General features: G+C 43.4%; 19 protein-coding genes. 9 read left to right on the top strand and 10 right to left on the bottom strand.

Going from position 1 to position 20,391, the window contains the following annotated elements; all coding sequences use genetic code 11:
• Window position 1: 1 nt before the first annotated feature.
• Window positions 2-1,720 carry an ABC transporter ATP-binding protein gene (locus tag E4N66_RS06845; protein ID WP_253727413.1) on the top strand — a complete coding sequence of 573 codons (1,719 nt, stop codon included), beginning with the start codon at window positions 2-4 and terminating at the stop codon, window positions 1,718-1,720.
• A 47-nt stretch (window positions 1,721-1,767) separates the two neighbouring features.
• Here the strand turns inward: E4N66_RS06845 and E4N66_RS06850 are convergent, their stop codons facing one another.
• The 4 genes from E4N66_RS06850 to folD all read right to left on the bottom strand — a co-directional run bounded on the left by E4N66_RS06850 (window position 1,768) and on the right by folD (window position 4,824).
• A complete protein-coding gene (locus E4N66_RS06850; RefSeq protein WP_253727414.1) occupies window positions 1,768-2,466 on the bottom strand; it encodes a GntR family transcriptional regulator in 699 nt (232 codons plus the stop codon).
• 57 nt (window positions 2,467-2,523) lie between these two features.
• The gene (gene ruvA, locus E4N66_RS06855; protein WP_253727415.1) at window positions 2,524-3,132 is read right to left on the bottom strand and encodes a Holliday junction branch migration protein RuvA; all 609 of its coding nucleotides are present in this window, start codon (window positions 3,130-3,132) and stop codon (window positions 2,524-2,526) included.
• A 61-nt stretch (window positions 3,133-3,193) separates the two neighbouring features.
• Window positions 3,194-3,910, bottom strand: a complete 717-nt coding sequence (locus E4N66_RS06860; protein ID WP_253727416.1) for an IMPACT family protein — start codon at window positions 3,908-3,910, stop codon at window positions 3,194-3,196.
• Window positions 3,910-4,824 carry a bifunctional methylenetetrahydrofolate dehydrogenase/methenyltetrahydrofolate cyclohydrolase FolD gene (gene folD / locus E4N66_RS06865; RefSeq protein ID WP_253727417.1) on the bottom strand — a complete coding sequence of 305 codons (915 nt, stop codon included), beginning with the start codon at window positions 4,822-4,824 and terminating at the stop codon, window positions 3,910-3,912. Before folD ends, E4N66_RS06860 begins: the two co-directional genes overlap by 1 nt.
• Window positions 4,825-4,915: 91 nt before the next feature.
• Between folD and murG the strand changes: the two genes are divergently transcribed.
• Genes murG through E4N66_RS06880 form a run of 3 tightly spaced genes read left to right on the top strand, consistent with a single transcriptional unit; the run spans window position 4,916 to window position 7,838 of the window.
• Window positions 4,916-6,040 (top strand): undecaprenyldiphospho-muramoylpentapeptide beta-N-acetylglucosaminyltransferase, encoded by a 1,125-nt coding sequence (murG, locus tag E4N66_RS06870; protein WP_253727418.1) that lies wholly within the window; start codon window positions 4,916-4,918, stop codon window positions 6,038-6,040.
• Entirely contained in the window at window positions 6,037-6,525 is a 489-nt protein-coding gene (locus E4N66_RS06875) for a CvpA family protein (RefSeq protein WP_253727419.1), read from the top strand. The genes murG and E4N66_RS06875 overlap by 4 nt, the downstream gene beginning before the upstream one ends.
• Before the next feature lie 14 nt (window positions 6,526-6,539).
• The gene (locus E4N66_RS06880; RefSeq protein WP_253727420.1) at window positions 6,540-7,838 is read left to right on the top strand and encodes a hypothetical protein; all 1,299 of its coding nucleotides are present in this window, start codon (window positions 6,540-6,542) and stop codon (window positions 7,836-7,838) included.
• 55 nt (window positions 7,839-7,893) lie between these two features.
• On the opposite strand, the gene E4N66_RS06885 is transcribed toward E4N66_RS06880, so the two are convergent.
• Window positions 7,894-8,622 carry an adenylate/guanylate cyclase domain-containing protein gene (locus tag E4N66_RS06885; protein ID WP_044016474.1) on the bottom strand — a complete coding sequence of 243 codons (729 nt, stop codon included), beginning with the start codon at window positions 8,620-8,622 and terminating at the stop codon, window positions 7,894-7,896.
• Window positions 8,623-8,736: 114 nt separating this feature from the next.
• Here E4N66_RS06885 and E4N66_RS06890 point away from each other — a divergent pair, with 114 nt between their 5' ends.
• On the top strand, window positions 8,737-9,975 hold the full coding sequence (locus E4N66_RS06890) for a CapA family protein (RefSeq protein ID WP_253727421.1): 1,239 nt from the start codon (window positions 8,737-8,739) through the stop codon (window positions 9,973-9,975).
• Window positions 9,976-10,009: 34 nt separating this feature from the next.
• On the opposite strand, the gene dnaB is transcribed toward E4N66_RS06890, so the two are convergent.
• The 5 genes from dnaB to rpsF form a co-directional block, all read right to left on the bottom strand.
• Window positions 10,010-11,335 (bottom strand): replicative DNA helicase, encoded by a 1,326-nt coding sequence (gene dnaB / locus E4N66_RS06895; RefSeq protein ID WP_253727422.1) that lies wholly within the window; start codon window positions 11,333-11,335, stop codon window positions 10,010-10,012.
• A gap of 142 nt (window positions 11,336-11,477) precedes the next feature.
• Complete coding sequence (rplI, locus tag E4N66_RS06900; RefSeq protein WP_253727423.1) at window positions 11,478-12,062, bottom strand: 50S ribosomal protein L9; 585 nt, start codon at window positions 12,060-12,062, stop codon at window positions 11,478-11,480.
• Between the two features lie 136 nt (window positions 12,063-12,198).
• Complete coding sequence (rpsR, locus tag E4N66_RS06905; RefSeq protein ID WP_044016481.1) at window positions 12,199-12,510, bottom strand: 30S ribosomal protein S18; 312 nt, start codon at window positions 12,508-12,510, stop codon at window positions 12,199-12,201.
• Between the two features lie 12 nt (window positions 12,511-12,522).
• Window positions 12,523-13,002, bottom strand: a complete 480-nt coding sequence (gene ssb, locus E4N66_RS06910) for a single-stranded DNA-binding protein (protein WP_253727424.1) — start codon at window positions 13,000-13,002, stop codon at window positions 12,523-12,525.
• 15 nt (window positions 13,003-13,017) lie between these two features.
• Window positions 13,018-13,299, bottom strand: coding sequence for a 30S ribosomal protein S6 (gene rpsF, locus E4N66_RS06915; protein WP_044016487.1), 282 nt, complete (start codon window positions 13,297-13,299; stop codon window positions 13,018-13,020).
• Between the two features lie 522 nt (window positions 13,300-13,821).
• Between rpsF and E4N66_RS06920 the strand changes: the two genes are divergently transcribed.
• The 4 genes from E4N66_RS06920 to E4N66_RS06935 all read left to right on the top strand — a co-directional run bounded on the left by E4N66_RS06920 (window position 13,822) and on the right by E4N66_RS06935 (window position 20,386).
• Window positions 13,822-15,096, top strand: a complete 1,275-nt coding sequence (locus tag E4N66_RS06920; protein ID WP_253727425.1) for a CobW family GTP-binding protein — start codon at window positions 13,822-13,824, stop codon at window positions 15,094-15,096.
• An 88-nt stretch (window positions 15,097-15,184) separates the two neighbouring features.
• Complete coding sequence (locus E4N66_RS06925; RefSeq protein ID WP_253727426.1) at window positions 15,185-16,564, top strand: MATE family efflux transporter; 1,380 nt, start codon at window positions 15,185-15,187, stop codon at window positions 16,562-16,564.
• A gap of 121 nt (window positions 16,565-16,685) precedes the next feature.
• Window positions 16,686-18,566, top strand: a complete 1,881-nt coding sequence (locus tag E4N66_RS06930) for an adenylate/guanylate cyclase domain-containing protein (RefSeq protein ID WP_253727427.1) — start codon at window positions 16,686-16,688, stop codon at window positions 18,564-18,566.
• Entirely contained in the window at window positions 18,563-20,386 is a 1,824-nt protein-coding gene (locus E4N66_RS06935) for an adenylate/guanylate cyclase domain-containing protein (RefSeq protein WP_253727428.1), read from the top strand. The genes E4N66_RS06930 and E4N66_RS06935 overlap by 4 nt, the downstream gene beginning before the upstream one ends.
• Window positions 20,387-20,391: the final 5 nt, after the last annotated feature.

Here is a 20,391-nt window from a genome sequence, read left to right on the forward strand (position 1 = left end):
AATGACTAAATTACAAAAATGGTTCGGGGTAACCGAATCGGGGGCAAAAGGGATTGTTACGGCATCGGTATGGTCGATGCTTGCGGATGTTGCATTTATTTTACCGATGTTTTTAATGATGTTCTTTTTGCAAAGCTATTTTGACGGAACGATGCAGTCGGCGGGATTTTACATCGGTATTATTGCCGCCCTTGCGATTGTGATGTATGTGCTTGTGCATATCAATTACAATACGCTCTACACCGCGACATTTAAAGAATGTAAAGAACTTCGTGTGAATATTGCAGACCGGCTCAAGGCGTTGCCGCTTGCGTATTTTTCCAAACACGATGTTTCCGACTTATCGCAAGCGGTGATGACCGATGTCGCTACAATCGAACATGCGCTTAGCCACGCAATTCCGCAAACAATCGGTCTGGTATTCTATTTGATTATAATCGGTGCAGTGATGATTACCGCTCATCCGGGATTAGGCTTATGCGTATTTGTTCCGATTATTATCAGTTTTATTCTCTTAATCCTGTCGAAAAAAATTCAAATACGGGAAACAACGCGGGACTTTCATAAACAGCGTGAACGCACGGAATTTTTTCAAGAAGCGATAGAACTGCAACAGGAAATTAAAAGCTACGGTCTTACAGAAGACACAACGGAAAAATTGAACCGCAATGTTGATGAAGCAGAAAAACTGCACTTAGTTGTGGAAGCGCATCAAGCGATCCCTCTCAACATTGCACTGCTGTTTTTAAAGTTTTCTATCGGCGTTACCGTATTTTTCGGACTAAAAATGTATCTGGCAGGCACGGCACCGTTTTTGTATCTTATCGGCTATATTATTGCAGCTTCCCGTGTTGTGGATGCGGTTGCAGGTGTTGAAGCAAACCTTGCAGAGATGATGTATATCGATGCACGGGTTAAGCGCATAAACGAGTTGCGCGAAACAAAAACGCAGGAAGGAGAACCTGCTTCGTTGCAGCATTACGGTATTCAATTTAAAGATGTTGAGTTTTCGTATAACGACGGACAAAAGATTATCGACGGTATTTCGTTTACGGCGGAACAAAATAAAGTTACCGCGCTTGTCGGTCCTTCCGGGTGCGGAAAAACAACCGTACTCCGGCTTGCGTCCCGTCTCTATGATTACGGCAAGGGACAAATTCTCATTGACGGCAAAGACATTGCAACGATTGATACCGACAGCCTTTTCGATAAAATTTCGATTGTCTTTCAGGATGTCGGGCTTTTTAATACCTCGATTATGGAAAATATCCGGGTCGGAAATAAAAACGCAAGCGATGATGAGGTAAAAGAAGCTGCCCGGCTTGCCAACTGCGCCGAGTTTATCGAAGCGCTGCCGGACGGCTACAACACGGTCATCGGTGAAAACGGCAGCAGGCTTTCCGGTGGAGAGCGCCAGCGTCTTTCCATTGCGCGCGCCCTTTTGAAAAATGCGCCGATTATCATCCTTGACGAAATCAGCGCCTCACTCGATGTGGAAAACGAAATGAAAATACAGGAAAGCCTCAACACACTCATAAAAGGCAAAACGGTGATTATCATTTCGCACCGCTTAAAGTCAATTGAGAACGCCGATAAAATCATCGTAATGAATCAGGGCAAAGTTGATGCAGAAGGTACGCACGCAGAGCTGTTACAAAAATCGGCGCTATACCGGAATATGATTGAGAAGTCTTCGGTAACGGAGAAATATACCTATTAAAAATAATTTGGCATCTCTAAAAGCTATACTGAGTTTTTAGAGATGCTCTATAGGATGTCTTGATCATGAAATATTTTATTTAACGTTCTTTTATATGAATTGATCAAATGTTTTCTGATCATTCGTTTTGCTTTATCGGGATCGTTCTTTTTAATTGCCTCTGCAATAGCAAGATGTTCATTAAATACGGTTTGCGCATCGATCGAATTATTGTACACGGATTTATTTTCAAAGCGGAGATAGTTATCCAAGATCAATTCCGTTTCCCGATAAAGCCATTTATTATTTGTTGCTTTTGCTATTGCTCTGTGAAATTTGTGATCCAATCGATAGAGCTTTATTCCGTCTCTTGTTTCCAGTTGATCTTCAAGATTTTGTAAGCAGTCAAAAATATCTTTTACACTCTGATCATTTGCCCGTGCTGCTGCGAGATATGCATTATTCTGTTCCGTTAATAGCCGTATCTCTAAAATATCTTTGGCGATTTCATCGGTAACCGGAACAACTTTTACGCCTCTCCCCCGTGCAAAAGCAACATAGCCTTCTTTTTGTAATTCTAACAAGGCTTCCCGCACAGGCGTTCTGCTGATACCGAGCTCTTCGCATATTTCATCTTGCGAGTATATGGCTCCGACTCTAAACCGGTTAAATAAAACAGCATCTTTTATAAGTTCATAAGCTTGTTCTTTGTATGTCAAAGTTTTTACAACTACACCGCCTATCAAAGACTCTTTTTTATCAGACATATAATCTCCTTCCGGAATTTTTTCACGGTTTCTCTATTTCTCCGTTGAGTTCACTATCTACGTTGAACTTAAATTGACAATCGCAGTACGGAATAACTCTTCTTCTTTTGCAGCAGGATCAATACCTTTCGCACGCATGGATTGCGCAACCGATTCTACCGTTTCTGTAGCACGCTTTCGATCGTATCCCATATTGATAAGAGCCGTGATGATATCCTCAAACTCCGATTTTTTTGCGGTTTCCGCCCGTCCCGTGTCGTGTAATCCGGTGAGTTGTCCTTTCAGAGCAAGCACCATCTTTTGTGCTGTTTTCTTGCCGATACCGGGGATGCTTTGCAGCCGTGTAACATCCCCTGCCTCAAGAGCCGCTTCCAGCGCTGCGCTGTCAAGACCGGAAAGAATTTTCAACGCCTGCTTCGGTCCAATCCCGTCAACCTTTGTTAAGTCCAAAAAAAGACTCCGCTCTGCCGGTGTTAAAAAGCCGAAAAGCCTCATCTGATCTTCCCGATGATAGAGCCATGTATAGACCCGTACCGTGCTCCCCGCAGCTCCGAATCGGTCTGCACTCAGGGCGGACACAAAAACTTCCCATTCAATGCCGTGTGTTTCTATGTAGATGGACTCCGCCGTTTTACCGGTCAGTGTTCCGCTGATGCTATTAAACATCGTTTTCTCCTTTGGAAATATATGGGCACCTCTAAAAACTCGGTTAGCTTTTAGAGATGCTCTATTCTGAAAATTGCACCGAAGAAGTGCCCTTGGTGATTTCCGTAATAAGCTGAGCAAGCTCATTGCAATATTCAAGCGGAATTGAGCCGCTCAGCCGGACGGTTTGTGCAAATTCCGTTTGTGCAAAGCTGATCGGCAGGTGTGCGGCAGCGCGGAGCAGCGGGTTATGATTCTCGTAGCTGCATTCGCAGGTGAACTCCGCTTTTTGAATAAGCGGCTCCGTGTGTACTTTAGCGAGCGCCTCTTTTGCCGCCGTAGAATAGGCTTTGACTAAGCCGCCTGTTCCCAATAGAGTACCGCCGAACCAGCGAGTAACGGTTACAAGAATATTGGTAATTCCGCTTTCTTTTAAGACGGCTAGAACAGGCTGTCCCGCCGTGCCTGCCGGCTCTCCGTCATCGCTGCAACCGAGTACCGCGCCGCTTTCGCCGATAACAAAGGCGTGTACCACGTGCCGAGCATCGCGGTATTGGTCTTTTTGCCGCTTTACCGTCTCTTTAGCTTCCTGCGCATTGTCCGTATAAAACACCTCGGCGCGGAACACCGATTTTTTTACAGTTATTTCTGCGACAACGGCAGCTATGGGCGTCGCTGCTTCGGGGATAGATACCAATATGTCCGGTAAAGCAGCTGCTCTATCCGTTACTCCTGCATTCGGCGCTACAGAGTGTTCGTGTCGAGCGGTTTGCTCCCGGCTGCGGCTGAGAACTAGCATCAGGCGAGGCCTGTGTTAAGCCCTGCTCCGGTTTCCATTTCCGGCAAGCAGCCGTGCCGGAGCTGCGCGGCACGTAGGGTATTCCGCAACACCATTGCTACGGTTAACGGACCGACACCGCCGGGAACCGGGGTAATCCAGCCGGCTTGTTCAGCGGCACTTTCAAAGTCAACATCGCCGGTCAGCCTGCTGCCTTTGGGTGCAGTAGGATCGGGGACGCGGTTAATTCCCACATCGATAACTGCGGCGCCTTTTTTTATCATGCTGCCCGTAATAAGCGTCGGATGTCCCGCAGCCGCAATCAAAATATCAGCCTGCCGTGTCAGTGCGGCAAGGTCTTTCGTTTTACTGTGGCAGAGTGTAACGGTTGCATCCGCCGCAGTGAGCAGAGCGGCAAGTGGTTTCCCGACAATCGCAGAGCGCCCGACAATAACCGCATGAGCGCCGCTGAGCGGTATACCATATTTCTGCAGCGCATACATAATTCCCTGCGGTGTACAGGGAATAAAGCCTGAGCTGCCGGTAAGCAATCGTCCCAAATTTTCAGGTGTAAAGCCGTCGACGTCTTTGGCCGGATCGAGCGGCGCCAGTATCCGCCTGCTGTCCAGCGGGTAGGGAAGGGGCAGCTGAATCAAAATGCCGTCAACGGTATCGTCGGTATTCAGGGTTTGTACACACGCTGTTAACTCCTGTTCGCTGATTGTTTCGGAATACGGAATAATCCTGCTCTGCATTCCCGCTTTCTCCAATGCCCGCACCTTTGTTTTAATGTAAACCTGTGAGGCGGGATCGCTCCCCGATGATACAATCGCGAGGCAGGGCTGCGGGTGCTCTTTACAATATGCGGCGTTTTCTTGTGTTACCGCTTCGGTCAATGCTTCGGCTAATTTTTTGCCGTCTATAATCTGTGCCATAATCAAGTTCTCTATTGTAGTATATTAAAATCGCTTTGGGAATATCCGGCGCATTGTATGACGGTCTTTTTTCTGGTATACTTGCCGAGTTATGAGCTGTGTTATATTTACCGGCGGCGGTACCGGAGGGCATATATTCCCCGGTATTGCCGTTGCAGAAGTGTTTAAAAAAGAAACAGGGATACCGATTGTCTGGATAGGATCCAATAACGGTACCGATCGATCCTATGTGTGTAGTGCGGATATCCCGTTTTACGGAATACCGGCAGGAAAGCTCCGACGATATTTCAGCCTTGAAAACCTCATCGATGTGTTTAAAATTATCGGAGGCTTTTTTGCCTCATTGATTATACTTTTAAGACTGAAGCCTCGCTTCGTGTTTTCTAAGGGGGGCTTTGTATCGGTACCGCCGTGTGCTGCAGCGCGGTGCCTCAAGATTCCGGTTATTACGCATGAATGTGATTTTTCTCCCGGACTTGCTACAAAAATAAATACCCGATTTGCCGCTCAAATTTTTGTTTCATACACAAAAACGGCAAGTTTTTTTCCAAATGCAGTGCAGCGTAAAATTACCGTTACGGGAAATCCCGTAAGAATGCGTTTTTATGAGGCCAATGCGGATGCAGGAAAAGCATTTATTCAATATACCGGAAATAAGCCGATTCTGTTTGTACAGGGGGGGAGCCTCGGCGCACTTCAGATCAATGTACTGGTAGAGCAAACAATCCTCTTTCTTGCCGAGTCTTTTTTTGTTGTGCACCAAACCGGAGCTCAGCACCGTGCCCAAGGAGAACGGATTAAAAAACGGTTAAAGGAAGAACGGCCTGATTTGAGCGGTCAATATAAACCGTTTCCTTTTATCGTTGAGCAAATACCGGATGTCCTTGCTGCCTCCGATCTTGTGATGTCGCGCGCAGGTGCCAATACCATCTGGGAAGCTGCGGCGGCAGGAAAACCGATGCTTTTATTGCCGCTTGAAAAAGGCAGCAGCCGCGGTGATCAAATTGAAAATGCGGATTTTTTTACCGAACAAGGGGCGGCAATTACCCTCTCCGGTAAAGATACGACGCCGGATGTGCTTTGCAGCGTATTAACTCGGCTCTTAGAAAATCCTCACGAGTTAAAAGCGATGGCTCAAGCATCAGCTACTCTTGCCGATGAAAAACCCGCAGTCAAAATTGCGCATCTTTTACAACAGTGGATAACGGAAGAATGAGTATAAATATACTTGATATGGTATTATTGATTATCAGCATTATTGTCATCATTAAAGTTACCGTTCGGGGTTTTATTGATGAGTTTTTTTCAATGGCGGCTTTTTTACTTGCAATTGCGGTAGCCTTTTGGTTTTACCGTCCGCTTTCTTTACACACAAAGGTGAGCGGACTTTCCCCGACGGCAATGAAGCTCATTGCTTTTTTTATGATATTTATCGTCGTGTTTATTGCCGTTAAACTGCTGCAAATGCTGATCTCCGCAGTGTTCGATAATAAAATATTAAACAGCCTTGACCATGCACTCGGTTTCTTTTTGGGCTTATTTGAAGCATATATTGTACTTATTATTCTAGTAGCTCTTCTGCAGCTGCAGCCGTTTTTTAATATCGATGCGCTTATTGCCCACAGTATGATTGTCCGAATGCTGGTACCGCTTCCCGTAGACAGCGATAATGTCCTACAAATAATCAGAAACGGTATCTAAGGTGAGAGGCATATATGTTTGAAAATGTACTCGGACAGCCGGTTATTCAATTGCTCAGTGATGAGCTGGAGCAGAGAAAAGTACCTCCGGCATTGATCTTTGCCGGGCCGGAATCAAGCGGTAAACTCACCGCCGCATTGGAAACGGCACGCATTCTTTCATGTGCTACAGACGGCAGTTGGACATGCACATGTGAATCCTGCAAACGGCATAAAGACTTATCGGCAAGCGATCTTTTAATCCTTGGAACACGGGATACCGTGCTTGAAACAAAGGCGGCGGCTCATACACTCTGTACTGCAAAGACTATGGCAGCGCGGTACCTTTTTGTTCGCGCCGTACGTAAGCTTACCTCCCGATTTGATTCCCGGCTGTGGGATACGGATGAATCCCGTTTTGTAAAAGCCGCGCCGATTCTTACTGATATAGAGGAAGCACTATCAGATCTTATCGGTCAATATGGTAATATGGAAACCATATCGGAAGAAGAAGCAAAAAAACTGGAAAAGCAGACTGAAAAAATCACCGATCTTTGCCAAAAGCTACAAGAAGATTGTATGTATGACACGCTCCCCGTCAATCAAGTACGGAAAGCGTCCGCATGGGTGCGATTAATGCCCGTCGGAAAAAAAAAGGTACTGATTATTGAAAATGCTGATAAAATGCAAGAATCTGCCCGAAACGCATTTTTAAAAATATTGGAAGAGCCTCCCGAATATACTGTTTTTATTTTAACCACGACGCGCCGAGCTGCCGTTATTCCGACTATTTTATCCCGTGTACGTACTTATCTGTTCATCGAACGGGATACGGAACATCAACAGGCGGTGGTCGAGCGGGTATTCCGCGATCATCATTTTTGTACGGCTGTATCTCCATCGCAGCCAATCCGCATTGTTTCGTACTTACAGAGTTTTTTGCCGGTTGCTCCCGAATATTTTCGGGAAGCTGCCACGGTCTTTTGGGAGTATTGCTTAAATAGGGGAGAGCAGCAAAAAAAACAATTCACAGTTCTTATTCAAAAACTTACGGCTTATCGAACCGAACATCCGTCAACCTATGAACCGTCGATTACGGCTGTACTGAAGCTACTGAATAATTGCAAACCGAGACGAATATATATTCTTTTTTTAGAAGCGATTATTGTTTTTTTACAGGAGAGTATTCACACCGGCGTATGTACACCGTACGAATCAGAACGCTATGCTGCCGTTTCTCAGTTTATTCACACAGCCATGCAATCAGTCGATATTTTTAACGGTACACCTCAAGCAGCCTTGGAAACACTGAGCGAACAAATTGCTTTTGCCTAGAGAATTGTCAGCAAACTGTGCGGAATTTTAGTTAAACTTCCGCACAATGAGGGAACTATAACCCAAAGGTATTTGCCGGATTTACACCTGCATAAAAATACAGAGGCTGCTTATCTTCAGCGAACACACCTTTCAAGCGTTTTGCTTCTTCCACCAATGCAGGGGCATCCTTAATGACTGTTGTAAGTGCATTCAGATTTGCAAGGTTTTTATTGATAATCAATTCCGACTTTCGAGCAAGTCCTTGTAATCGGCACGCAAGGTTGATGCCGTAACCGACATAGTCGCGATATTTTAAGGCAGATGCTTCCGCAGAAATTTCATACTTATATACCTTTTCCATCACTAAAGCACCGCCAAGTCCCAATTCGGGATAGGGGCTGAAAAGCTCCTCACCGAGGAATTCGGTATAGGTTTGAAACACCATAATCGCTTCGCCTAATGTCGTCGGAGTTGTTTCATCCCAGATAACTAAAGCACCGTCTCCCAGGAGCTTATAGTATGAACATCCGTATCCGAATTGGTTTACACAAGATAAAAAGTTTGAAGTAAACGAGGTAATGAGCGAAAACACGGCCTTTTCGTCATGTGAACAAAGGAAATTGCTGAATCCGCGTACATCGACACAAAGGATAAGCGCATGAGGTTTCACATCACCGACATATACGTTATCAAATATATCGACAGGCATCTTTTTTAATCCGGCTAGCGTTGAAGCATCAAGCTCAACGGATCCGTTTTCAGCATTAGGAAATACCAGGTTATTAAGCGATACTGTATCCATTTGCGTACAATTTATCATATTTTATTTAAAAAGGCAAGGCAAAAATTCAGTTGTTTCGCAGCTTGAATATTTTTACTATTCCCCGCATACTAATGGGGTTAGGAGTAATTCATTATGCGCCGATTAGCCGCTTTCATATTTCCTATTCTTTTTTCATGTTGTGTTATCGCAGCTTCTCTCCAAGTCGATGATAGTCAAACCGGTCAAAACGATACCGAACTTTCAGCAAATAATAACACTTGTTCTTCCCGGAATTCCTCTCATACGCCGTCTCTTGTGATGACCTTTGCCGGTGATCTTATGGCTCATAACGTAAATTTCAATATGAGTATGTATGATTTAATATACAAAGATGTAGAAAAAATACTACATAATGATGATTTAAGTTTTGTAAATATTGAAACACCGGTCTGTGACACACTCCCGCTTTCAACGTATCCTAATTTTAATGTCCATACGTCTTATTTACGCGCTGCTGTTCAAGCGGGTTTTGATGTGCTGAGCTTTGCAAATAACCATACAAACGATCACGGCAGAACCGGTATTGACGGAACGCTTGCTGCGGTGCGGACAGTGCAAAAGGAACGGCTTACCGCCGGTATGCTTCCCCCATTCTTAATATTTTCCGGCTTAAAGGATTCTGAAAATGATCGTATACAAGTAACCCCGTTCTTTTATAAAGGGTGGAATATACTCTTTTGTTCTGTTACCGAGATTTTGAATTCTTATGATTCATCAAAGAATCGACTTTATTACAGTGCACCGACAAAACAGGGAAGGGAAGCACTCCTTTCGGCTATTAAAGAAGCTCGCAACAGATATCCTTGCGATTTATTTATCTTAGGGCTCCATCTCAATGAGCCTGAGTACGGACGGACTGTCTCCGAAGCAAAAAAAGCGTGGTTTAAACAGCTCGGCGAAGCGGGAATTGATATTGTTTGGGCTCATCATCCTCATGTAATGCAATCGTGGGAGACTATTAGGGTCGAACGGCCTCTCGTTTTACAAGAAGCTGTTATTTCGGAACAGTGTCAAATCTTTTGTATGTATTCGATGGGAAATTTTATTTCAGGGCAGCGTTGGCACACACGGTATGACGACCCTGCATTCTATCGTGAATACACCGGTGATGCTGTGCTGCTGCAGCTAACGTGTACGCGGAACGAAGCGGGGAGGGCGGACTTTTCGGTATCACCTCTGCTTATTACCCAATACAATGAACCGGCATATCCGGTGGTCAAACGCTTTACGCAGGAGTGGATCGATACGCTCAACGAAAAAGAAAAGAAATATTTTACAAAAAGACTTGAGCTTATGCAGGGATATCTTCCAATAAATATTTCAAACGAATAAGGTATTAATTTGAGAGGCGTCGTTTTCAGCAGTACTATTCATTTCGTGTTTTAGAGACAAAACGGGTACATTCACTGATAAATTCAAGGTTGACGGTCGCGACCGGGCCGTTACGCTGTTTTGCAACAATCAGTTCGGTATCGGGACTTTCGCGCTTTTCCCGGTGTAAAAACATAACAACGTCGGCATCCTGTTCGATCGCACCGGATTCCCGCAAATTGGCAAGTGTCGGTGCTGTCCCTTCAGCATCACGGCCTACCTGCGATAGTGCTATGACCGGAATGTTGAGCTCGCGGGCGAGGCTTTTAAGCGATTGAGAAATTTCTGCAAAACGTTCATGACGCGGGATGAGGTTGTTTTCCGAAGAAATTAAGCCGAGGTAATCGATAAAGATAATCTTTACCCCTTCCTGCAAACAGAGCTGCCGAGCCATCGCCCGTAAATCGAGCAGCTTCATATTGGGCATATCGACAATATAGAGCGGTGCATCATAGAGTCTTCCCGCTGCATCTTGAAGTTTTTGAAAATCAGCGGTTTGTAGATTCCCCGAACGGATTTTTGAAGAAGACACTCGTGATTCCAGAGAGAATAAACGATGTATCAGCTGCATATTGGACATTTCAAGTGAAAAGAATGCAACCGGTATTTTTTTTGTTACGGAAATATAGTCGGCAATAGTGAGCGCCAGTGCTGTTTTTCCGATTGAGGGACGAGCCCCGATGATAATAAGTTCCGAGTTTTGAAAACCGCTGGTAAGACTGTCTAAAAATTCAAAACCGGAAGGGATACCGGAGAATTCATCACGGTGTTTTGCACGCGCTTCGATAATTTCAATAGCTTCAAGAATAAGATCTTTCGGAGTATGGAAGGTCGCCGATTGCCCAGCATCGGTTAAATCGAAGATATTTTTCTGTGCCTGTTCCAGTACAGAAGAGTAGGCAACGGTTTGGTCAAAGACATCAGCATAAATTTGATGAGAAACTCGTAGAAGTGATCTACGGATAGCTGCATCAAGAACAATTTTGGCATAATAGGTGACATTTGCGGTACTGGGAACAGCATCGGTAAGCGAAGCAATATAAGCAGTACCCCCTACGGAATCAAGAAGACCTTCTTGTCTTAGATGCTCACTAATCACAAGGATATCGACATTCTGTCCTTTATTGTAAAGATCAACAACAGCCTGAAAGATTTTCTGGTGAGCAATCGTATAAAAACTTTCTGCACGGATATACTGTAAAACCGTCCCGATAGCATCCGAATCAAGCAAAATCGCTCCAAGTATGGCTATTTCAGCCTCCGTATTATTCGGCGGTATTTTATCTTTTAATGAAGACAGTTGTTTCATCATATCCGACATTTTATTTTCCTCGATAATTTTTATATATAATTTAGAGATGCCCATATCCCCAAAAAAATAAAAGAGAAGCCCTGACAGAACTTCTCTTTTATAATAGGGTGATACACCGTTTTCTCCTATAAGTAAATATAAGAGAAGTCGGCTATTCTTGTGTCTCGGCGGGTTCTTCAGCTTTTACGTCAGCTTGAACTTCTTCCGTTGTTCCCGTTTGAACTTCCGCTTCTTCCTGACGGCGGCGAGAGCGTTTCTCCGGTTTTGCTTCAACCGTTTTTTCAGCCTCAGGCTGAGCTTCTACCACGATAGGAAGTACTGCGACTGCAGCTTCATACAGTTTAAGGGTTGCGTTATAATGTCCCACGCTTTTAAAGGTAAGACCGGGCAGTTCAATGCGCTTCCGTTCGATTTCGAATCCGAGTTTCTGCAACTCATCGGAAACCGTTTGGTTGGTAACTGCACCGTAGAGCTTCCCATTGGGACCTGCGGGCATAACGATTGTCAGAGTCAGTGCCTCAAGCTGCTCTTTTAAACCGGCTGCATTTTGCCGCTTAACAGCCTTCCGCTGTTCTATTTCTTCCTTGCGGCTTTCAAAATGGGCAAGAGTAAAAGAATTGCAGGGAACTGCTAAATCCCGCGGAAACAGATAGTTACGGGCATACCCTTTAGCAACGTCCTTAATATCCCCCTCTTCTCCGAGGTGTTTGACATCTTCATTTAAAATTACTTTCATTTCAAGCTCCTTATAGGCGTACCGTTCTAACGGTACATAATGATAAAAAGACAGCCGCCCGGTATTCCAGGAGTTGGAATCCGGCAGCAGACAATTTAAATACTTCTAAAAACCGTGTTTTTAGAAGTATCAACTCTTAGTCTACAACGTAAGGGAGTAACGCAAGTGCTCGCGCACGCTTAATTTCGAGTGCAAGCTTACGCTGATGCTTTGCGCAGGTTCCGGTAATACGGCGCGGTAAAATCTTTCCGCGTTCGGTAATAAAGCGTCGCAAAGAATCGGGATCTTTATAATCGATCTTTGCTTTCTGTGCGCAAAAGCGGCAAACTTTCTTACGGAAAAACATTTTTCCTTTTTTATTACCTTGCCGTTCTTCTCCACCGCCTTCGCGGGGATTTTCCTGTGTATTTGTATCTACTTCAGCGGTATTCAGTATTTCATCTGCCATGTTAGATTCTCCTTAAAATGGAATATTGTCATAATTGGCATTATCAAAATCGGCTTCATAACCGTCATTAGACGGCGGTGTATTTTGCCGAGCCTGGTATGCCGAAGGCGCATTTGATCGCTGATATGTCTCCCGATTGCCGTTATTCATCTGCTGGCCGCTTCCGGAACCGCCCCCTAAAAGCTGAAGATTATTCGCGATAATTTCTACTTTACTGCGGGTTTGCCCGTCCTGTTCCCATCGGTTTTGCCGAAGTTCGCCGTCAATAGCGACCTGCTTTCCTTTTACAAGGTATTGATTAAGAGCTTCGCCCTGTCTGCCCCAAAGTACGATGTCGAAATAGTTTGCTTCTTCAACCCATTCTTCACCGTTTTTCCGCCGCCGATTAATTGCAATCGAAAACCTGCATACGGCAGCTCCTCCTTGGGTGTATTTTAATTCTGCATCACGGGTAAGTCTGCCGACAAGTACGACGTGGTTTATATCTGCCATCAATGTCCTCCTGAATTATTCATCAATTTTGATAAATAAAAAAGTCAAAAGGTTTTGATTGAGCTTAAACTTGCGGTCTATTTCGATAATCTTATCCGGTTCGGCATGGATATTGAACAATACATAGCGGCCTTTTGTTCTTTTTTTGATTTCATACGTTAATTCACGGTCTCCGAACGGATCTTCGGAATCAATTTGGACGCTGAAGTCTCCCAAAACGGAGCGGACGTCTTCAATGCCCGGCTTGAACTGCGCTTCCTCAATGGGAAAGACAGTCATCAATTCATACTTTCTCATGTGCCCTCCTGATGGCCATTAGCCCCGTATTTACTACGGGATGGAGTTGTTTATCGGGTTTAACCCCCGAAATAGCATTTACAGCCTTTTAATAGCCAATCCCATAGTAGAAGCTATCATAAAGAGGCGTAAAAGCATATATTCCAGTATAGTATAAAAAGACTTGTTCAGTCAATGCCGCAATTTATCATTCATGATTGTAAATTATTTTTTCAAGCCTTGTTGTGTCCCGTATGCGCTGCGGGGTACCGTCTAAAATTGTCCCATCAATATTTCAGCCGAAGTTTACAGTATGCAAAATTACACCTTCCATTTTATGCTGTTTTACAGTATATTCATGCTTTATTGTTTTTAGACAGGAGCCGTACGATACAAGCTGCCGAATATATCGTCAGCTTGTATCTACTCAAGTTTGCGTTGCAAACTTGTATATCTACTGCACATTCTCATTTCATTGCGAATGTGCGTAAAAAGTCAATCGAAAGTTGAAACTTTCTTCTTGACTTTTTATAGGAGAAATATATGAAGAAACCATTAGTACCGATTACCTTGCTCTGCGGATACTTAGGCGCGGGCAAAACAACATTGATGAATATGATTCTTGCAAACCAAAAGGGTTACAAGGTTGCAGTCATTGTCAACGATATCGGTGAAATCAACGTCGATGCCAGTCTGATAGAGAAGGACGCCAATATCACGGATAAAAGCAGCCTTGTGCCGCTTACCAACGGCTGTATCTGCTGTACGCTTAAAACCGACCTTGTGATGCAGATTGAAAACCTCATTGCGTCGGGAAAGTACGACTATCTGCTGATTGAATCGAGCGGCGTATGCGAGCCGATGCCGATTGCGCAGGCTATTGAAACGATCGAAAACGGTTACTTGGATAATGTCGTCAGCGTTGTCGATGCGAAGCGGCTGGTGGATGAGTTTTCCGACGGGGATCAGCTATTAAAAAAGAATATGGGAGAAGAAGATATCGAATCGCTCCTCGTCCAGCAGATTGAGTTTTGTTCTACGCTCATTATCAATAAAAAAGATTTGGTAACGGAAGATCAGATGAAAAAGGTGAGGGCGGTTGTCACTAAGCTCCAGCCCCATGTTAAGGTGATCGAGACGACACGGTGTCAGGTACCGCTCGAGGATTTGCTTGCGACAAAGCGGTTCGACTTTGAAAAAGTCTTTGAAAGTGCGGGATGGGTTGCCGAGTTGGAAAAACGTGCGGAAGAATATGACGATGATGAAGAGTGCGACCATGAGCACTGCGATCACGATCACCATGACGAGCATGAACACTGCGACCATGACGAACACGATCACCACGATGACGAGCACGAACATGGTCATCACGGACATGATGAGCATGGAGGACACGGACACGGGCATCACCACCATCATCATCACGAACATAAACATGAAGGCGCGGATGAGGATGAGTACGGTATCGGCTCTTTTGTGTACTACCGCCGCCGCCCGTTCAGCAGGGAAAAGCTTGAAAAATACGCTGGGGTATGGCCGCGTAATATTATCCGCTCCAAGGGCGTCGTCTGGTTCAGCGATGAACAGGATATGGCCTACGTCTTTGAAACTTCGGGACGGCAAATTCAAGCGGGGGCTTCCGGCAGATGGCTCGCAACTGCCTCTAAGCGCGAGCAGGAAAAAGTACTTGCCCGAGAACCTCGGATGCGAGAAGAATGGGACGAAAAAGTCGGCGACCGGATGATTAAGCTCTGCATTATCGGACAAAAACTGGACAAAAAGAAGATCTGTGCAGACTTGGATGCCCTGCTTGATTAACAAAATGCTGAACAAAAACCGTTTTTAATAGATTAAACCTGTTCGGAAACTTCCGTTTCGGAACAGGTCTATTTTGTAAGGGATATCAATGGAAGAAGTAAAGGCAAGACCTGTCGGCCCGGCTGAAAACAAGATGGGCGTTATGCCGATTATGAAGCTCATCCTCAATATGTCGTTGCCGATGATGTTTTCGATGTTCATTATGGCGTTGTACAATATCGTCGACAGTATCTTTGTGGCAAAAATCAACGAGGATGCGTTGACAGCCGTATCGCTTGCCTTTCCCATCCAAAACCTGATGATTTCCTTTGCCGTAGGGACGGGTGTCGGCGTTAATGCCCTACTGTCCAAACGGCTCGGTCAGCGGAATCAAGAGGATGTCAATAAAACCGCAATGAACGCCGTTTTTCTGGCGGCCTGTAATTTTATCGTCTTTTTTATCGCAGGGATTGTACTGGTACGCCCCTACCTTGCCTCGCAGGGAGTAGACGCCGGAATTGTTACCTACGGAGAAGAGTATTTGGATATTGTGCTTCGATGGTCGTTCGCACTCTTTTTCGGTATTACGTTCGACCGGCTGCTCCAATCGACGGGACTTACGCTGTATACAATGTATTCACAGCTTTCCGGTGCGATTTTCAATGTGATATTCGACCCGCTGTTGATATTCGGGATTGGGCCGTTCCCCAAAATGGGTATTCGGGGCGCGGCACTCGCAACCGTATTGGGGCAGATTCTCGGCCTTTGTGTCTCGGTTTTCTTTAACGTAACAAAAAACCGTGAAATTCAGTTTAAGCTTAAAAACCTGCTTCCCGAACCGCGCATCGTTGCGGAAATTTATAAGGTCGGTGTGCCCTCTATTCTCCTCAGCTCGATAACATCGATTACCACCTACTTTCTCAATATCATCTTGAGCGCTTTTTCGAGTACTGCGATTGCGGTGTACGGCGTGTACTTTAAGCTGAACAGCTTTATCTTTATGCCGGTGTTCGGATTGAATAACGGTATGGTGCCCATTATTGCGTACAATTACGGGGCACGGAACAGAAAGCGGATTACAGCGACGATACGGAACGGTCTTTTGCTTGCGATGGGGGTTATGCTATTCGGGCTGGTGCTTTTTGAATTGTTCCCTGCACAGCTTTTGGGGCTGTTCGATGCATCCCCCGCGATGCTCGCGATCGGTGTTCCTGCAATCCGCATCATCGCATGCAGCTTTCTCGGAGCGGCGCTCGGCATCACCTTTTCTTCGGTGTTTCAAGCATTCGGGAATGCAGTTTACAGCATGATTGCGACCTTTGTGCGTCAAATTGTCGCGCTGCTTCCGGCGGCATATTTGCTTTCGCTGTCCGGCGATGTCAATGCTATCTGGTGGTCGTATCTCATAGCCGAAGTTGTCTCCATCATCGCGTGTATCTTTTTTATGCACCGCATTTACAAAGAAAAGATCGAGCCGCTGCCGGCGTAAAGTATCGGATATGTTTGCCTTGAGCAATTTGACATCATTCTAGACATAACCTCATTTATATAGTAGATTAAGAAAATTTAGTAAAGTGGCTGTACCGGAATACAACAGTCAAGGATTAATTGTGAAAATTAAAAGTATAGCATTCATTCTTATCCTGCTCACGGTGAGTCTTTATACGATTTCTTGTACAAAAGAAGATAGGCTCTATGCTTCAAATGGAATTTATGATATCTCAGATATTGATAAGGATACAGTCTATTCGCTGAAAGGTTCATGGGCTTATGCAGAACAAGAATTTGTTTCTTCGGTTATGCCGCTCGAGGCATATATGCATTTCCAGCCGATTGAATTCGGCTGGACAACATATAAGCCTGCCCAACCGGTACAAGGATATGCTTCGTATGCGGTCAGAATCCGCGGTTTTGAGCCTCAGAAGATATATGCGATGCATTTTACCCGCACATCCTCGGCCTTCACCGTATATCTAAACGGTAACCTATTCTATACATCGGGAGTTCCCGGAAAGAATTTCAAAGAAGAGGTGTTTGATTGGCATTCCGATACGGTTATCTTACCGCTGAATAATGAAACAGAAGCAACCATTGTCATTCATTTGTCGAATTTTCATGATAGGAATCCGGGGTTGGAAACGCCCTTTCTTTTTGGTCTTTATTCAACATTGCAAACAAAAAAAGTATTGGATAAATTGATTTCATCCGGTATCTTTTCTATTCTCTTCAGTATGGCTACTTTCTTTATTTCTTTATTCCTTTTTTACCGAAAAGAAACGACTGCCGGTATCTTTGGGTTGCTTTGTTACGGTTTTGCCGTCAGAACACTTTGTTATAATGACTTTTTATTAAGAAGTTTCTTCCCCGATGTGTCGACAATTACTATGTACCGGTTGGGGTATTTGACATTTCCGCTTTGTGCTATTTTTACCTTTCTTTTTATTCTTAATTTATTTATCAAAAAACCGTCAAAGTTTTTTTATTTTTTGACTATTCCGCTGTTTTTGTACGGTTTAATGACACTTCTTGCGCCGATGCCGGTATTCGTCGGCATCTTGCTGGGTGTGCAGCTCTATATATTATTTCTTTCTACTATTGTATGCATAGTTGTTGCTTATGCATTAATCAAACGGAAACCGTATGCGTTGACATTTTTAATCTCATTTTTATTGTTTATCAGTGCAGCAATATTTGACGGATTAATTTCCAACGGTATTATCAATGCTCCCTTTATTTCTCATTTTGGCGTATTGCTATTGATGGTTCCGATGGCATTTGTTGTTATTCGGCATTTTTCTGCAGCTTTTAAAACACAAGAGCAGATGATTGAATCGATTCAAAACACCAATATATCTTTTCAACGATTCTTTCCGAATGAGTTCTTGCAATTTTTGAATAAGAAAAACGTTACGGATATTTCGCTTGGTGACAATACTAATAAAAATATGTTTATTGCTTTTATCCACCTCGGTATCAAAGCAAAGCTTTCATCAAGCAGTGCCCGCGAAGAATTATTGATTTTATACAACACTGTTATTCAGGCTGCTAATCCTATTATTAAAAAATATAAAGGATTTATTGATAAATATCTTACAGATGGATTAATGGTTCTATTTTACGGTACCGCAGAAGAAACGGTAGACTGCATTATTGAGATTACTCAACTTATTAAAAAGATCAATATACATAGACAGCAACAAAAACTGTCTTCGATTCATATCTCATCAGGGATTCATTATGGAAAACTGATGATGGGAACTATCGGAGAACCGGAGCGGATGGATACGACGGTTATTTCTGACGTAGTAAATATTTCTTCCCGTATGCACAGTTACGCAACTGAAAAAAAGGTGAATGTCATTATTAGCGAAACGGTTAGGGAGCAGCTTCTTGAAAACTACTGGCGCACCCACACCTGCTTTTATTATGGAAAAATAAAATTCCATGGTAAAAGAAATTTAATAAATGTTTATGAGGTCGATTTACTATGAAAAAGATACTCTTAGGGGCTTTACCCTTTCTTTGTATGTTTTTTATTATAACATTTATTCATAAAGCAAAACCGATACAACACATGAGGGAACATGCAATAACGGCTCAACATGGTCTATTGACATTGCCTGCACATGGCGACCGGGATATATTCAGCATTAAAGGGCAATGGCATTTTACCCCTAATCAGTTCTATTATTTTAGAGATAATACGCGGCCGTTATATGCGCCATTGCCGGGTAGACTCAGTGAAACTTCGCTGAAAACCGAATTCGGCTATGCCTCATACGGATTACGTATTGTCGGACTTAATCCTAATAAAGTATATGTACTTCAATTAAATCATATTCTCTCAAGCTGTACTATTGTTATTAATGGTATTGATAGGGCAGGGCAGGGGCAGCCCGGCGTATCCGCACAAACGGAAATCCCCGGAAAAACAATCAGTATGGCATCTTTTAAGCCGCTAAAAAACGGTACGGCTGATATTGTTGTGAATATATCTAATTTTCATAATCGGTATGGAGGAACAGATCAATCGATTATTCTCGGTTCTGCTGATATTTTAAACGAGTCTTTTGTATTCAATCTTTTATTCTATAATATCACAGCTACAGTATTGCTGCTATTCAGTATGTTTTTTATCATGCTGTACTTAAATTATAAGAAAATGCCCTATATATTATGGTTCGCGTTTGCCGCCATAACAATTAGTATTCGAAAAACACTTATATTCATTGCTGCCATTTATGATGCAATAATTATTATCCGTGCATTATTTAAAAGAAAGAAGTCTGCGGTATGGATTGCCATGGTATTAGGTATTCTGGCAGGTTTTGCACTGTATGATACACTGGTCAGCCAATGGGTTATTTCAGGTAAATTACTCTTACAAGAAGGTGCTATAATTTCGATTATCATTGCCGTTATTATGAGTATTGACAACTATGCCACATCAATACATCAAATCGAGCAGCTTGTAGAAGAGCAAAAGAGAATTCAAAATGCATTGCGCCGATTTTTCCCCAATCAATTACTGATGTTTCTGCAAAAAAATAATATTACAGAGATAAATACCGGCGACTCGTCAGAATTGTCTATGACTGTACTTTCAATTGATATTCGATCTTTTACCAGTATGTCGGAACAACTCGAACCTGACGAAGTATTTATATTGCTTAATAAATATTTTGCCTTAGTTGCCCCTATTATTCGAAAATATGGCGGTGTTATTATGAAATTTCTTGGTGACGGTTTTACTGCGTTATTTTCCAAGAATCCTGATGCCGCAGTCGCATGCGGTATTGAAATTCAGAAAAAACTGCAAGAAGAAAATATACGATTAGGAAATCTCCCTGCTATTAGAGCGGGAATAGGGATTGATACCGGAAAGATTCTTTTAGGCGTTATCGGAAATGACAGCCGCTTAGATAGTGTCGTTATTTCAAATACTTGCTATACGGCGGAAGAGTTGCAGGCTGCAACAAAAGTTTATTCCAACACCATTATTATTTCTGAGTCGATTTTTAAATCGCTTCAATATCCCGAAAATTTTCATATACGGTGTATTCAAGAATCGCCGGTTATTGATACGGCAGAACAAACGGCTATTTATGAAGTATATGATTGTGATGCACCTGATACTCAGGATAAAAAACAAAAAACAGCGTCATATATTGAAAAAGCATTAAAGAAAATCAAAGAAAAAAACTATGCCACGGCTCAAACTTATATTGCAAAATCATTGGAAATATTTCCGGAGGATCCGTTGGCATTGCATTATCAAAAAGTAATACGGGAAACAATATATAACCTTTGATTTAT

This window comes from Treponema sp. OMZ 857 (assembly GCF_024181085.1).
Taxonomy (GTDB): Bacteria; Spirochaetota; Spirochaetia; order Treponematales; family Treponemataceae; genus Treponema.